This window comes from Amycolatopsis sp. cg5, assembly GCF_041346955.1.
Taxonomy (GTDB): Bacteria; Actinomycetota; Actinomycetes; order Mycobacteriales; family Pseudonocardiaceae; genus Amycolatopsis.
In genome coordinates, this window is sequence record NZ_CP166849.1 from 8148020 (window position 1) to 8161734 (window position 13715).

A 13715-nucleotide genomic window follows, 5' to 3' on the forward strand; every position below is an offset into this window, starting at 1 on the left:
CTTCACTCAGCGGGCGACTTCGATGGACGAGTAGTCGGCGTACCGGCCGAAGTCGAGCTTCGCGGCCTTCAACCGGCTCGACTTGGCGCCGACACCCTTCTCGTCCCACACCGGGATCTGCGGCAGGTCCTTCGCGATCATGTCCTCGACCTGCTGGTACAGCTTGATCGCCTCCGCCTTGTCCGCGGTCGAGTCGGCCTTCTTCAGCGCCTCGTCCACCGCCGGGTTGGAGTAACCGGAGTCGTTGGAACCGGCGCCGGTGCGGTAGATCGGGTTGAGGAAGTCCTCAATGGACGGATAGTCCGCCGCCCAGTCCGAGCGGCTCATGCCGGTCAGCTTCTTGCCGGTGACGATCTGGCGGTGCTGGTTGAACCCGGCGGCAGGCACGAAGTCGCACTCGATGTTGAGCGCGTTCTTGATGCTGTTGCAGGCCGCGACCAGCGGCTCCTTGCGTCCACCGTCCGCATTGGACTGAATGGTCAGCTTGCCCTTGAAACCGGACTTCGCCAGGTATTCCTTGGCCTTCGTCGCGTCGTACTTGCAGAATTCGCCGCAGGTGCCGGGGCGGTAGCCCTCGATGCCGGGGGAAATCCAGCTGTCGGCCGGAACGTAGGTGTCGTTCATGACCGTCTTGGTGATCTGCTCGCGGTTGATGGCCAGCGAGATCGCCTTGCGCAGATCGAGGTTGTTGTACTCGGGCACGTAGTACGGCACGCCGAGCGTGCTGATGCCGAGCAGGTGGCCTTCGACCACGCGGTCCTTGAGGTCGGCCTTGTACTTGCCGCCCGCGGTGGCCGACGGCGGCAGCGTCTCCATGAAGTCGAGCTTGTTGCTCAGCAGGTCCTGGTACGCGGTCTCCAGGCTCGAGTAGATGCGGACCTCGAGGTCCTTGAAGTGGACCTTGTCCTCACCCTGGTAGTCGTCGTTCCTGGTCAGCTTCACGTTGACCTTCGGCTGGCGCGACACGAACTTCATCGGCCCGTTGCCGATCGGGTGTTCGGCGAAAGCCTTGGGGTCCTTGAAGAACACGTCAGGCAGCGGCGCGAAGGCGAGGTAGCCGATCTTCGACAGGAACACCGAGAACGGCGCGGACAGCGTCACCTGGAACTCGTAGTCGCTGATCACCTTGAGGCCGCTCATCTTGTCGGCCGTCGGCTGCTTGTCCTTGCCGGGGTTGACCGCTTCGTAGCCTTCGATCTGCGCGAAGAAGTCGCCGCTCAGCTGGCCGTTGGGGCCGTAAGCACCGTAGTTCCACGCATCGACGAAGTTGTGCGCCTTGACTTCGGTGCCGTCGTGGAACTTCCAGCCCTTCTTGAGCTTGATGTCGTAGACCTTGGCGTCATTGGTGGTGATCGACTCGGCGACCAGGTTGAACGGCGCGCCGGTGTCGGAGCGGTATTCGATCAGCTGGGAAAAGACGGGATTGAGCACCTTCGAGCCACCGAGTTCGGTGGTGTTCGACGGGATGAAGGTGTTCTGCGGCTCGGTCCCGTAGACGGACACCGCGCCATCCGGATTGCTTTCGCCGCCCGCTGCCTGACCCTTGTCCTCGGTTTTCCCGCCGCCGCCCCCACAGGCAGCCAGCACCAGCGCCAAGGATGTCACCGCCGCGGCAACACCGGAAAATCTGCGCGATCGCCCCATCTTTCCGCCTCCACCTCTGTACTCCGGGGCCTCCCGGAAGTGAGACGACCGTAGCGGTATCGGTGAGTGCGGTCACATAGCCAAACGGATGACAATGGGGGCAGAAATCAAGTTGGGACACGACTTTCGTAGGTATTGGGACTCCGGCGAACGGCCTATTCCATACCTGAAGTCATCGCGCCATCACCAGGGGTTAAACGAGTGAAAGCGCGATCCCGTCGAGAATGTCGTGCTCGCTCACGACCAATTCGGACGGACCGCCCCGCGCCGCGAGCTGCTGCGCGAGCGCGCGCACGATCACCGCGCCGCCGCCGATCACGTCGACCCGGCCGGGGTGGATGACCGGGTTCGCGGCACGCGTCTCGTGGTCCGAAGTCAGCAGGCCGTCGGCGAGCCGGTCGATGTCCGCACGCGACAGCTTGGACAGGTGCACGGCCTCGCTGTCGTACTCCGGCAGTCCCTGCGCGATCGCGGACAGCGTGGTGACCGTGCCGGCGACACCGATCCACGTCTTGGCCTTCGACACGTCCACGGCTTCGAAGGCGGCGGTGAGCACACCGGTGGCGAGCCCGTCGGCGGCCGCGATCTCGTCGGCGGTGGGCGGGTCGGACTTCAGCGCGCGCTCGGTGATCCGGACACAGCCGATGTCGACGGACTTGGCGGCCAGCACCTCGGCGCGCTTGCCGTCCCAGGTGCCCAGCACGAGCTCTGTCGAGCCGCCGCCGACATCGACGACGACGAACGGGCCGTCGTCGGGGTCCTGCTCGCCGACGGCGCCGGTGAACGACAGCCTGGCTTCCTCGTCGCCGGTGATGACCTCGGCCTCGACGCCGAGCACCTCACGCGTCATCGCGAAGAACTCGTCGCGGTTGCTCGCGTCGCGGGTGGCCGAGGTGGCGACCATGCGCACCTTCTCGGCGCCCTTGCGGCGCGCGGCGACCGTGTAGTCGGCCAGCGCCGCGCGCGTGCGCTCCAGCGCCTCCGGCGCGAGCCGCCCGGACGCGTCGACACCCTGGCCGAGCCGCACGATCCGCATCTCACGGTGCAGATCACGCAGGTCGTAGGTGCCGTCGTGGCGTTCGGTCAGCTCGGCGACGAGCAGGCGGATGGAGTTGGTCCCACAGTCGATCGCGGCAACACGAGGCATACCGCCCAGCCTATTACGGGTTGGGCGAAGCCGGAGGGTTGGTGCCAGGACACTGCGGCAGCGTGGTCGTGGGGCTCTGCGAAGTCGACGGCGTCGTCGTGGCCGAGGAACAGGTCGGCGATGTGGGCGTCGTCGTCGGGCTTGACGTCGTTGGCTTGGTCGTCGGGGAGGTGGTCGGCGACGACGGCGAAGACGTCGTCGTGGGCGAACTCGGCGGCGAGGTGTTTGAGCTCGTGCCCGGCGCGATGGTCCCCGTCGCCGGTGGCGGCGTGGTGGTCGTCGGCACGGTCGGCGTCGGGACCTCGCCGGGGCCGGGCGTCGCGCCCGCGTCCGGCGCGCCGACGGGGACCTTGCTGTCCGGCGTCGGGGTGACGCCCTTGCGGTACGCCTCCGCCCACATGATCACGGTGTTCACGTAGTAGTCGGAGTGGTTGTACCGGTAGATCGCCGCACGCAGCTGGCCCGCGTCGGCCAGGTTGAGCCCGCCGGAGCACAGGTACTTACCGGTGGCGAGCGAGGCGTCGAAGATGTTGTTGGGGTTGGACTGGCCGTCGTCGTTGCCGTCGGAGGCGTAGCCCCACCAGGTCGACGGGATGAACTGCATCGGGCCGACGGCGCGGTCCCACACCTTGTCGCCGTCGAACTTGCCCTGGTCGGTGTCCGGGATCGCGGCGAACGGGCCCTTGCCGTTCAGCACCGGGCCGAGGATGGGTTCGAGGGTGTCGCCGTTGGCCGCGACGTAGCCGCCGCGCGCGTGGTTGGACTCGATGCGGCCGATGCTGGCGATGAGCGCCCAGTCGATGTGACAGCCGGGCTGCTGCTCGGTGAGCTTGTCGGCGGCGGCGCGGTAGGCCTTGAAGACGGTCTCGGGGACACCGAGCGGGCCGTTGGGCAGCTGGTCGCTGGGGAGCGGGACGGGGACCGGCGCCTGCGGGAGCGAGCCGTCGACCGCGATCTGCTCGACCTCGGGGTTGTATCCACCCTGCAGCGGCGTGTCGTACGTGTGAATGGAACTGGCCAGGTTCACCCAGCCTGCGGCGGTATCGCTGGCGGCGAAGGCGGGGATGACCGCGAGCGCGCCACCCGCCACGGCCACGAAGGTCCGGTGCCGCAGGCTCAGTCTTCGAGCCGCTCCGCCGATTGCGCCTGGCAGTCGCAGTACGCGCACGCCTCAAGCCTCCCAGTCGAACCACCCGTGTGGTCCGATACTCGTCCACCGCGTGTGAAGATTCCGTGTCCCAGGCTGTCAAACCTCGCGTGAGGTGCCCACCCCCAATGGGACCAAATCGTCGAAAACAGCCGGATTACTTTGCGTATCCGGTTTCGGCGCTTGATCGTTACCGGCGGTGACCCCCGTCACGTGACGGCCTCCACGATACGCGAGGCCGTCCGGATCTTCACATTGTCCTAAGTGGACACAGCGGCGCAGTCGCCGGACGGCCAGCCTTCCGCCTTCAGGATCGCCAGCGTTTCGTCACCGAACGGATTCACGCCGGCACCACGCGCGAGAGTGTCGGCGAGGTGAACGTGCAGGCACTTGACCCGGCCGGGCATCCCGCCCGCGGTGACCTGGGTGCCGAGCGACTCGATCGCGTCACGCTCCGCGAGGTACGACTCGTGCGTGCGCAGGTAGTGCGCGGCGAGCTCCTCGTCGGTGGACAGGCGCTCGGTCATCTCCTTCATGATCCCGGACGCTTCGATCGTGCCGACGAGCGAGTTCAGCCGAGGACACGTCAAGTAGTACAGCGTCGGGAACGGGGTGCCGTTCTCCAGCCGGGGGCTCGTCTGCACGACGGACGGGTGCCCGCTCGGGCAACGCGCCGCGATGGCCCGCAGCGCACGGGGCGGCCTGCCCAGCTGCTCCGCGATGATCACGCGATCGGCCTCGGTGACCGGCTCGAAGTTACTCACGGCAAACAGCCTAACGAAGGCCCGAAAGTGACTTTGGGGGCATGCCTGGGCCCCAAAGCCACTTTCGGGGCGTGTCGTGTCCCCAAAGCCACTTTCGGGACATGGGACGCCCCCAAAACGACTTTCGGGGCTCAGCCGCCGACCTGGGACCAAAGCCTTTCGTACCAAGAACCTTGGGGTCCCGCGTCCGGCGCGGGAGCCGGGGCCGCGTCGGGTGCCTTGTCCTCGGGGAGCTGGACCATGTACGGCGTCTCGCCCGGCATGACGTAGCGCAGCCGCCGCCGCGCCTCGGCCTCGATCTGCGCCGGGTCGGCCAGCTCGGCCTTGCGGGCCTGCAGCTCCGCGACGTCCTTCAGCAGATCGGCGCGCCGCTTCTCCTGCACGGCGATCTCCGAGCGCTGGCTCAGATAGGTGCGCAACGGCACCGCGATGGTGAAAGCCAAGGCGCACACCACGATCGCGACGACCGCCGCGCGCCGGGTGTTCGACATTCCGAGCACTTTCGCCGCGCCTGAAGCGCGTTTCGCGTTCAGGCCGCGGCGGAAGCTTCGTGCTTTACCGGCCGACTCACGGCGCGCGCGTTCGGGGCGGCGGGCACGGGAGGATCCAGAAGATCCCGTGCCCTCCACCCGTCCGCCTCGTCGGCTACGCGCGCGCCCCCGGTCGGCCATGGGCGATCAGGCGTCCTGCGAGAAACGCGGGAACGCGAGGTCACCCGCGTAGCGAGCCGCGTCGGCGAGGGTCTCCTCGATGCGCAGCAGCTGGTTGTACTTGGCGATGCGCTCGCCGCGCGCCGGGGCGCCGGTCTTGATCTGGCCGACACCGGTGGCGACCGCGAGGTCGGCGATGAAGGTGTCCTCGGTCTCGCCGGAGCGGTGGCTCATCATCGACTTGTAGCCGAACGAGGTCGCCAGCGAAACCGCGTCGAGGGTCTCCGAGAGCGTGCCGATCTGGTTGACCTTCACCAGCAGCGCGTTGGCGGCGCGGCGGGAGATGCCCTCTTCGAGGCGGTCGGGGTTGGTGACGAACAGGTCGTCGCCGACGAGCTGGACCTTCTCGCCGAGCTCGGCGGTGAGGCGGACCCAGCCGTCCCAGTCGTCCTCGCTCAGCGGGTCCTCGATGGAGACCATCGGGTAGTCGCGGACGAGCTCGGCGTAGTAGCCGGCCATCTGCTCGGCGCTCTTCTTGGTGCCCTCGAAGTTGTACGCGCCGTCGGTGTAGAACTCGGTCGCGGCGACGTCCAGCGCCAGCGCGACGTCGCGGCCCGCGGTGTAACCGGCCTTCTCGATCGCGACCAGGATCAGGTCGAGCGCCTCGCGGTTGCTCTTGAGGCTCGGCGCGAAGCCGCCCTCGTCGCCGAGGCCGGTGGCGAAGCCGCGGCTCTTCAGCACGCCCTTGAGCGCGTGGTAGACCTCGGTGCCCCAGCGCAGCGCCTCGCGGAACGACTCGGCGCCGATCGGCGCGATCATGAACTCCTGGATGTCCACGTCGGTGTCGGCGTGCGCGCCACCGTTGAGGATGTTCAGCATCGGCACCGGCAGCACGTGCGCGTTCGGCCCGCCGAGGTAGCGGAACAGGTCCAGCTCGGCCGACTCGGCCGCGGCCTTCGCGACGGCCAGCGAGACACCGAGGATGGCGTTCGCGCCGAGGCGGGACTTGGCCGGGGTGCCGTCGAGGTCGACCAGCTTCTGGTCGACGATGCGCTGGTCGACGGCGTCGGTGCCGACCAGGTCGGGGCCGATCTCGTCGAGCACCGCGGCGACCGCGCGCTCGACGCCCTTGCCGTTGTACCGGCCGGTGTCGCCGTCACGCAGCTCGACGGCCTCGTGCTCACCGGTCGAGGCTCCCGACGGGACGGCGGCCCGCGCCAGTGTCCCGTCGTCGAGTGCCACCTCCACTTCGACCGTCGGGTTGCCGCGCGAGTCAAGAATCTCGCGCGCGCCTACCTGCTCGATGACCGCCACGCCATGCTCCTCATCACCGGTTGTGCCTGCGTCGACGGCCCCAGACTAGCCGTTTCCCCATTTCACCCGTTGGAGGCACGCGCGTAGCTACTAGATCGATCCCGACGCTTTGACGCACTGCCAGCCGGGCGGCAGTTCGACCTCGTCGGTCACCTGCTGCCAGAACGTCCAGGTGTTGCCGCCGGGGTCGGGCACGGTGAACACCCGCGCACCGTACGGCTGGTCCTGCGGCAACGACGCCTCGGCGCCCAGCGCGGCCGAGATCCGCGCGTGCACCGTGTCCACGTCGCCGACGTAGACGATGGTCAGCTGGCCGACCGGGCCGTCGACGCCCTTCGCCGCCCAGTACTCGTGACCGACGCCCGCGATCTGCACCTCACCGCCGCCGACGTCGAGCACGGCCTGGAACACCTCGCCGGCCGAATCGACGTACCGCACCTTTTCGGTGAAGCCGAAAACCCGGGTGAGCCATTCGAGTGCCTCGGTGGCGTTCGCGTAATAGAGATACGGGGCAAGCCCCAGGTACGGCTGGTCACTCATGACAGGAGAGTGCATCATGTCGGTTTCAAGCGGCGGGAAACACCCCGAGTACCGGGTAAAGTCGGGGGGACCATGATTGACGAGACGGCTGGACCGGAGCAGGCCGGGGAAGCCCGGTTTCAGGCCTTTCGGCGGGCTGAGGCCCTGGTCGAACGGCGACGTCCGCTCGACGCCTTGAAGGCGCTCGAGCCACTACTCGACGAAGAACCGGACAAACCGAGCGTGCAGCTGCTGGCCGCCCGCGCCTATTTCCACTCGGCGCAGCTCAACCGCGCCGAGCGCGCGTTCACCAAGGTGCTGGAGCTGGACCCGACCGATCACTACGCGCGGTTCGTGCTCGGGCGGACGCTGCAGCGGATGACCCGTTATCCCGAAGCGCTCACCCAGATGCGGATGGCGGCCGCGATGCACCCCATCCCCGAGTACCTCGAAGCGATCGCCGAGCTCAACGCGAGGATTGCCCTCGGCGGGCCCTAGCCTTCAGGTGGGCTTTCTCACCCTGCTTGCCGAAGAGCACGAGCACTTCGGCCGGGCCGCCGTCGGCGCCGAACCAGTGCGGGAAGTGCGTGTCGAACTCCGCGGCCTCGCCCGGTCCCATGGTGAAGTCCTGATCGCCGAGTAGCGCCCGGACACGCCCGCTGAGGACGTACAGCCACTCGTAGCCCTCATGCGTGCGCTGCACGGGCGTCTCTTTTTCGGGGTGCATCAACAGTTTCAGCGCCTGCGGCTGGCCCGGTTGCGCGGTCAGCCGCCACGCGGTGAACCGGCCGAACTTCGTCGCCTTGATCTGCACACGCGGGTCGTCCGGCGGCGGCGCGCCGACCAGATCGTCCAGCGGGACTTGATAAGCCCTGGCGAGCGTCAGCAGCAGTTCGAGCGTCGCGCGGCGCTGCCCCGACTCGAGCCGCGACAACGTGCTCGACGAGATGCCCGTCTGCTCGGCGAGCGCCGCCAGCGTCGTGCCGCGTTCCCGGCGGAGCCGCTTCAGGCGCGGGCCGACCTCGTCGAGCACCTCTTCGATGTCCATATTGCCAAAATAGCAAGTACTTTTGCCAAATTCGGCCGTTCGCCCGGAACCTGGGGCCATGACTCATGACGTGGTGATCATCGGTGGCGGCCCGGCAGGCCTGAACGCGGCGTTGATGCTGGCCAGGGCCAGGCGGCGCGTCGTGGTGGTGGACGGCGGCAGCCCGCGCAACGCCCCCGCGGCCCACATGCACGGCTACCTGACCAGGGACGGCCTCGCGCCATCGGAATTCCTGCGGCTCGGCCGGGAGGAGGTCGCGGGCTACGGCGGCGAGTTCCTCGACGACGTGGCGATCCGCATCCGGCACGACCGCGCCGTCGAACTCGCGGGCGGGCGCGTGCTCCAGGCTCGGCGCGTGCTCGTGACGACAGGGCTGGTCGACGAGCTGCCCGACATCCCCGGCGTGCGCGAGGGCTGGGGTTCGACGGTGCTGCACTGCCCGTACTGCCACGGCTGGGAAGTGCGCGACCGCCCGCTCGGGGTGATCGGCGGGCACGAGCGTTCGGCGCACCAGGCGTTGCTGATCCGGCAATGGTCGGCGGACCTCGTGTTCTTCCCGCACATCGGCTCCTACGAGGTGGAACCCTTGGAGCGCAACGGAATCCGGGTCGTGCCCGGCAAGGTGGAGCGGGTCGCACCCGACGGCGTGCACTTGGCGACCGGCGAATTCGTGCCCCGCGAAGCCGTCTACGTGGCACCGGAGTTCCGGCCCCGCGACCGCCTGCTCGACCAGGTCGGCTGCGCGCGCGGCGCCGACGGCCTGGTCACGGTCGACGCAGGCGGCAGGACCAGCGTCGGCTGGGTCTGGTCGGCAGGCAACACGGTCGACGCCTTCGTCCAGGTCATCGGCGCGGCCGCCGCCGGAGCCCGAGCCGGCGCCTACCTCAACGCCGACCTCCTCAGCGCCGACTGACCATGTCCCCAATGCGTCGTTCGGTCCTCGCCAGGTACCGAAAGCCGCATTGGGGCCCCGCCAAGGACCGAACGACGCATTCGGGGCATGCCATACCCCGAAAGCCACTTCCGGCAGGTCCCATAGCCCGAAGGCCACTTCCGGCAGGTCCCATAGCCCGAAAGCCACTTTCGGCAGATAAGACCTGACGAAAGCCACTTTCGGGCTCACGAGGGATCAGGGTGGGCTGGCGGCGGCGAAGGCATCGGCCGCGAGGAAGGCGTCTTGGCCGTAAGCGGTGGCCCCGTTGTAGGCGAAAAGCGCCTTCCACCAGCCCGCGGGCGTGGCGAGGTCGTCGCCGGAGCCGCACAGGATGCGGGCGGCGGTGAACGCGGAGTCGTCGATGTTCTGCGGGTCGGGGCGGGCCCCGTCTCCGTCAGCTCGGGCGGCCCAGCGTTCCCAGGTGGACGGCAGGATCTGGAGCGGGCCGACGGCGCGGTCCCAGTGGGGGTCGCCGTCGAGCCTGCCGCCGTCGGTGTCGGGCACCGAGGGGACGCCGGGTGAGCCGTCGAGCACCGGGCCGGTGATCGGCAGCGTCGCGCGGCCGTCGCCGCCGATGGTGACGGCGGTGAAGTTGCCGCGCTGCGCTTCGACGCGGCCGATGCCCGCGAGTGTCGGCCACGTCAAATGACAGCCGGACTTCTGCGAACGCATCCACATCTCGGCGCGGCCGTACGCGGCGAGCACGCGCGCGGGCACCTGGCTCTGCGCGGACACTTTCGCCGCCCATGCCTCGAGCTCGACCTGGTCGGAGATCTTCGGCCGGTCTTCCGGGGCGGCGAGCGCTGCGTGCGGGACGGCGACGCCCGGCCGTGGCCTCGGGTCCGGCGGCGGCAGTGGCGCCGGGGACGAGGCGGCCGGTTCGCCGCCCGGCCGGGTGACGCCGACGGTCAGGATGAGGATGAGCGCGGTGAGGATCAGCCCGATGGTGAGCGCGATCCGGCCGAGTAGTCGCCGGGCAGGCGGCTGCTGGGGCGGAGGCAGAACGTCAACCGGGGGCTCGACCACCCGAACAGGTTACTTCCACTGTCACACGGAAGAGTGATCACCGCAGGTCATGGCCAGCGGAAGGTAAAAATGCCAGGTCCGCCACATCGCTCGCCGAATTCGTTATGGAAGCCACGTCGTGCGGGCTGACCTGCGGTTACCCTAACCTAACCGGAGAAAAACGCCGGATATGCGTGCTATGTCCCGAGACCGCGACTGGACTTACAGGCAAGCCTTACCTAAAAACATCTGGACATGTGTTGGCGGTGAGGAGGAAAGACCGTGGTGTTCTCGAGCGCGCTCATCGGGCTCCGCGAGGGCCTGGAGGCGGCTCTCGTCGTCAGCATCCTGGTCGCCTTCCTGGTCAAGACCGACCGCAAGCACGCGCTGCGCTGGGTCTGGCCCGGCGTCGGCGCCGCGGTGCTGCTCTCGGTCGCGGTCGGCGCGATCCTCACCTACACCACCGCGCAGCTGGGCTTCGAGCAGCAGGAACTGCTCGGCGGCGCGCTCTCGATCGTCGCCGTCGTCTTCGTCACCGCGATGATCTTCTGGATGCGCAAGGCCTCCCGCAGCATCGCCGCCGAGCTGCGCGGCAAGATGGACCAGGCGCTCAATGTCGGTCCGCTCGCGGTGCTGCTGCTCTCGTTCCTCGCGGTCGGCCGTGAAGGCCTCGAGACCGCCGTCTTCTTCTACTCGGCCGTGCAGACCGCGCAGTCCGGCACCGCGCAGCCGTTGATCGGCTTCTCGATCGGCATCGTCATCGCGATCGTGCTGGCGTACCTGCTCTACCGCGGCGCCGTCCGCTTCAACCTGGGCACCTTCTTCACGATCACGGGTGTGCTGCTCGTGTTCGTGGCCGCAGGCGTGCTCGGCTACGGCCTGCACGACCTGCAGGAGGCGCGTTTCCTGCCCGGCATCGGCACGCTCCTCTTCGACGCGTCGGAGCGGCTGCCGGAGACCTCCTGGTACGGCGCGCTGCTCAAGGGGATCTTCAACTACTCGCAGCAGACCACCTGGCTGCAGGCGATCGCGTGGCTGGCCTACGTCGTGATCGTCCTCCCGCTGTTCCTCAGGCCGACGACGAAAACCGTGCAACCTCCCGCGAACGCGGGCGTGAAGGAGTGACCGTGTTCAAGAAGACTCTCGCCGTCGTGGCCGGTGTCGGCGCGATGACCGCGCTGACCGCTTGCGGTGGCAAGGAGGACACGGGCGGCGCCGCCGCGGGCGGCCCGGTCAAGGTCGACGCCTCCGACACCGCGTGCGCCGTCTCGGCGAACACCGCCGCCGCGGGCAACGTGACCTTCGAGATCACGAACAAGGGCGCCAAGGTCACCGAGTTTTACCTCTACGGCGAGGGCGACCGGATCATGGGCGAGGTCGAGAACATCGCGCCGGGGCTCAGCCGCAGGCTGATCGTCGAGGTCTCCGAAGCGGGCAAGTACCAGGCGACCTGCAAGCCGGGCATGGCCGGTTCGGGCATCCGCAGCGACTTCACCGTCACCGGCGGCGCGGCCAAGCAGAACGACACCAACGCGCAGAAGTCCGCGGCGACCAAGAGCTACGCGTCCTACGTCGCCAACAACGTCACCGCGCTCGAAGAGGAGACCGCGAAGTTCGTCGCCGCGGTCAAGGCGGGCAAGACCGACGAGGCCAAGACCGGCTACGCGCGCACCCGGACCTACTACGAGCGCATCGAGCCGGTCGCGGAGAAGTTCGGCGACCTCGACCCCGCGATCGACGTCCGCGAGGCCGACGTCGAGGCCGGGCAGAAGTTCACCGGCTTCCACCGCCTGGAGAAGGACCTGTGGACCACCGGCCTGCAGCCGGACAGCGGCGAGATCGCCGACAAGCTGCTCGCCGACGTCAAGGAGCTCGGCACGAAGTCGAAGGCGCTCGAGCTGACCGCGCTCGACCTCGCCAACGGCGCGAAGGGCCTGCTCGACGAGGTCGCCACCGGCAAGATCACCGGCGAAGAGGAGACCTTCTCGCACACCGACCTGTGGGACTTCCAGGCCAACCTGGACGGTTCGAAGGGCGCGATCAACGCGCTGCGCCCGCTGCTGCAGGACAAGGACGCCGCACTCGTGTCCACTTTGGACAAGGAGTTCAACAACGTGCAGGCGCTGCTCGACAAGCAGCGCACCGGTGACGGTTTCAAGCTCTACACCGAGCTTTCCCAGGACCAGGTCAAGGAATTCGCGTCGGCCGTCGACGCGCTGTCCGAGCCGCTGAGCAAGGTCGCGGAGGTAGTCGCGCAGTGACATCAAAAGAAGGAGCTGCGGTCTCCCGTCGCAAACTGTTCGGCATGGCAGGCGCCGGCGCCGCCCTCGTGGGCACGGGCGCCGCGGTCGGCCTGGGCATCGACCGGCTGAACGACGGGAGCCCCGCGCAGGCCGCGGTGACCACGGTCGGATTCCACGGCGAGCACCAGGCCGGCATCGTCACGCCCGCGCAGCCGAACCTGCATTTCGCCGCGCTGGACGTCAAGACCAAGGACCGCGAGAAGCTCGTCAAGCTGCTGCGCACCTGGACCGAAGCGGCCAAGCGGATGACCTCCGGCGCCGAAGTCGTGCCGGGCGGCGCGTTCGGCGGCGCCAAGGAGGCACCGCCCGGCGACACCGGCGAGGCGCTCGACCTCCCGGCGTCGTCGCTGACGCTGACCATCGGCTTCGGCCCGTCCCTGTTCGACGACCGTTTCGGCCTGGCGCCCAAGCGCCCGGCCGGGCTGATCGACCTGCCGCTGTTCCCCAAGGACAAGCTCGACCCGGCACGCGGCGGCGGCGACCTGTGCATCCAGGCCTGCGCCGACGACCCGCAGGTCGCCGTGCACGCGATCCGCAACCTGGTGCGCCTCGGCTTCGGCGTGACCGAGGTCCGCTGGTCGCAGCTCGGCTTCGGCCGCAGCTCGTCGACCTCGGTCACGCAGTCGACACCGCGCAACCTGTTCGGTTTCAAGGACGGCACCCGCAACATCAAGGCCGAGGAAACCGACGTTCTGCGCGACCAGGTCTGGCTGACCGCCGAAGACGGCCAGCCCTGGATGGCGGGCGGCTCACTGCTCGTCGTCCGCCGCATCCGCATGCACATCGAGACCTGGGACCGCGAGCCACTCGCCGGCCAGGAGGCGATCATCGGCCGCACCAAGGGTTCCGGCGCCCCGCTCGGCCAGACCAACGAGTTCGACGAGGTCGACCTCCACGTCGGCGGCAAGGACGGCGAGAAGCTCGTCGCCGAGGACGCCCACGTCCGCCTCGCCTCTCACGAAACGCTCAACGGCGCGAAGATCCTGCGCCGCGGCTACAACTTCGTCGACGGTTCCGACGGCGTCGGGCACCTGGAAGCCGGGCTGTTCTTCCTGGCCTTCAACCGGGACACGCGCAAGCAGTTCGTCCCGATGCAGCAGGCGCTCTCGGCCAAGGACGCGATGATGGAGTACGTCCAGCACACCGGCTCGGCCCACTTCGCGGTCCCGCCCGGCGTACGCGAGGGCGGTTTCTGGGGCGAAGGCCTCTTCCAGTCCTAGCTGGTGGGCGTCGTTGACCT

14 protein-coding genes are annotated in these 13715 nt (G+C 68.5%); 5 read left to right on the forward strand and 9 right to left on the reverse strand.

What is annotated here, in order from left to right:
- Positions 1-6: 6 nt before the first annotated feature.
- The 7 genes from AB5J62_RS36785 to AB5J62_RS36815 all read right to left on the reverse strand — a co-directional run bounded on the left by AB5J62_RS36785 (position 7) and on the right by AB5J62_RS36815 (position 7206).
- Positions 7-1644 (reverse strand): ABC transporter substrate-binding protein, encoded by a 1638-nt coding sequence (locus AB5J62_RS36785; RefSeq protein ID WP_370944650.1) that lies wholly within the window; start codon positions 1642-1644, stop codon positions 7-9.
- 193 nt (positions 1645-1837) lie between these two features.
- Entirely contained in the window at positions 1838-2791 is a 954-nt protein-coding gene (locus tag AB5J62_RS36790; protein ID WP_370944651.1) for an exopolyphosphatase, read from the reverse strand.
- Between the two features lie 13 nt (positions 2792-2804).
- On the reverse strand, positions 2805-3959 hold the full coding sequence (locus AB5J62_RS36795; RefSeq protein ID WP_370944652.1) for a lytic transglycosylase domain-containing protein: 1155 nt from the start codon (positions 3957-3959) through the stop codon (positions 2805-2807).
- A 239-nt stretch (positions 3960-4198) separates the two neighbouring features.
- Complete coding sequence (locus AB5J62_RS36800) at positions 4199-4702, reverse strand: DUF501 domain-containing protein (protein WP_370944653.1); 504 nt, start codon at positions 4700-4702, stop codon at positions 4199-4201.
- Positions 4703-4833: 131 nt separating this feature from the next.
- Complete coding sequence (locus tag AB5J62_RS36805; RefSeq protein WP_370944654.1) at positions 4834-5193, reverse strand: septum formation initiator family protein; 360 nt, start codon at positions 5191-5193, stop codon at positions 4834-4836.
- 186 nt (positions 5194-5379) lie between these two features.
- Positions 5380-6666 (reverse strand): phosphopyruvate hydratase, encoded by a 1287-nt coding sequence (gene eno, locus AB5J62_RS36810; RefSeq protein ID WP_370944655.1) that lies wholly within the window; start codon positions 6664-6666, stop codon positions 5380-5382.
- Positions 6667-6756: 90 nt separating this feature from the next.
- Entirely contained in the window at positions 6757-7206 is a 450-nt protein-coding gene (locus AB5J62_RS36815) for a VOC family protein (protein ID WP_370944656.1), read from the reverse strand.
- A 72-nt stretch (positions 7207-7278) separates the two neighbouring features.
- On the opposite strand from AB5J62_RS36815, the gene AB5J62_RS36820 reads away from it, so the two are divergent.
- Positions 7279-7683 (forward strand): tetratricopeptide repeat protein, encoded by a 405-nt coding sequence (locus AB5J62_RS36820; RefSeq protein ID WP_370944657.1) that lies wholly within the window; start codon positions 7279-7281, stop codon positions 7681-7683.
- Here AB5J62_RS36820 and AB5J62_RS36825 read toward each other — a convergent pair.
- Positions 7652-8233 (reverse strand): helix-turn-helix domain-containing protein, encoded by a 582-nt coding sequence (locus AB5J62_RS36825; RefSeq protein WP_370944658.1) that lies wholly within the window; start codon positions 8231-8233, stop codon positions 7652-7654. The genes AB5J62_RS36820 and AB5J62_RS36825 overlap by 32 nt on opposite strands.
- A 58-nt stretch (positions 8234-8291) precedes the next feature.
- On the opposite strand from AB5J62_RS36825, the gene AB5J62_RS36830 reads away from it, so the two are divergent.
- Positions 8292-9146 (forward strand): NAD(P)/FAD-dependent oxidoreductase, encoded by an 855-nt coding sequence (locus tag AB5J62_RS36830; protein WP_370944659.1) that lies wholly within the window; start codon positions 8292-8294, stop codon positions 9144-9146.
- Between the two features lie 216 nt (positions 9147-9362).
- On the opposite strand, the gene AB5J62_RS36835 is transcribed toward AB5J62_RS36830, so the two are convergent.
- The gene (locus AB5J62_RS36835; RefSeq protein WP_370944660.1) at positions 9363-10193 is read right to left on the reverse strand and encodes a murein transglycosylase; all 831 of its coding nucleotides are present in this window, start codon (positions 10191-10193) and stop codon (positions 9363-9365) included.
- A 261-nt stretch (positions 10194-10454) separates the two neighbouring features.
- Between AB5J62_RS36835 and efeU the strand changes: the two genes are divergently transcribed.
- The 3 genes from efeU to efeB are packed head-to-tail and all read left to right on the forward strand — an operon-like array spanning position 10455 to position 13695.
- Positions 10455-11297 (forward strand): iron uptake transporter permease EfeU, encoded by an 843-nt coding sequence (efeU, locus tag AB5J62_RS36840; RefSeq protein WP_370944661.1) that lies wholly within the window; start codon positions 10455-10457, stop codon positions 11295-11297.
- 44 nt (positions 11298-11341) lie between these two features.
- The gene (gene efeO / locus AB5J62_RS36845) at positions 11342-12433 is read left to right on the forward strand and encodes an iron uptake system protein EfeO (protein WP_370950435.1); all 1092 of its coding nucleotides are present in this window, start codon (positions 11342-11344) and stop codon (positions 12431-12433) included.
- A complete protein-coding gene (efeB, locus tag AB5J62_RS36850; RefSeq protein WP_370944662.1) occupies positions 12430-13695 on the forward strand; it encodes an iron uptake transporter deferrochelatase/peroxidase subunit in 1266 nt (421 codons plus the stop codon). Before efeO ends, efeB begins: the two co-directional genes overlap by 4 nt.
- Positions 13696-13715 lie beyond the last annotated feature (20 nt).

What these genes read in the sequence shown, in the direction of transcription:
- AB5J62_RS36785 (WP_370944650.1), bottom strand. Translation starts at nt 1,644, where the DNA reads ATGGGGCGATCGCGCAGATTTTCCGGTGTTGCCGCGGCGGTGACATCC.
- AB5J62_RS36790 (WP_370944651.1), bottom strand. Translation starts at nt 2,791, where the DNA reads ATGCCTCGTGTTGCCGCGATCGACTGTGGGACCAACTCCATCCGCCTG.
- AB5J62_RS36805 (WP_370944654.1), bottom strand. Translation starts at nt 5,193, where the DNA reads ATGTCGAACACCCGGCGCGCGGCGGTCGTCGCGATCGTGGTGTGCGCC.
- AB5J62_RS36815 (WP_370944656.1), bottom strand. Translation starts at nt 7,206, where the DNA reads ATGAGTGACCAGCCGTACCTGGGGCTTGCCCCGTATCTCTATTACGCG.
- AB5J62_RS36820 (WP_370944657.1), top strand. Translation starts at nt 7,279, where the DNA reads ATGATTGACGAGACGGCTGGACCGGAGCAGGCCGGGGAAGCCCGGTTT.
- AB5J62_RS36825 (WP_370944658.1), bottom strand. Translation starts at nt 8,233, where the DNA reads ATGGACATCGAAGAGGTGCTCGACGAGGTCGGCCCGCGCCTGAAGCGG.
- AB5J62_RS36830 (WP_370944659.1), top strand. Translation starts at nt 8,292, where the DNA reads ATGACTCATGACGTGGTGATCATCGGTGGCGGCCCGGCAGGCCTGAAC.
- efeO (WP_370950435.1), top strand. Translation starts at nt 11,342, where the DNA reads ATGACCGCGCTGACCGCTTGCGGTGGCAAGGAGGACACGGGCGGCGCC.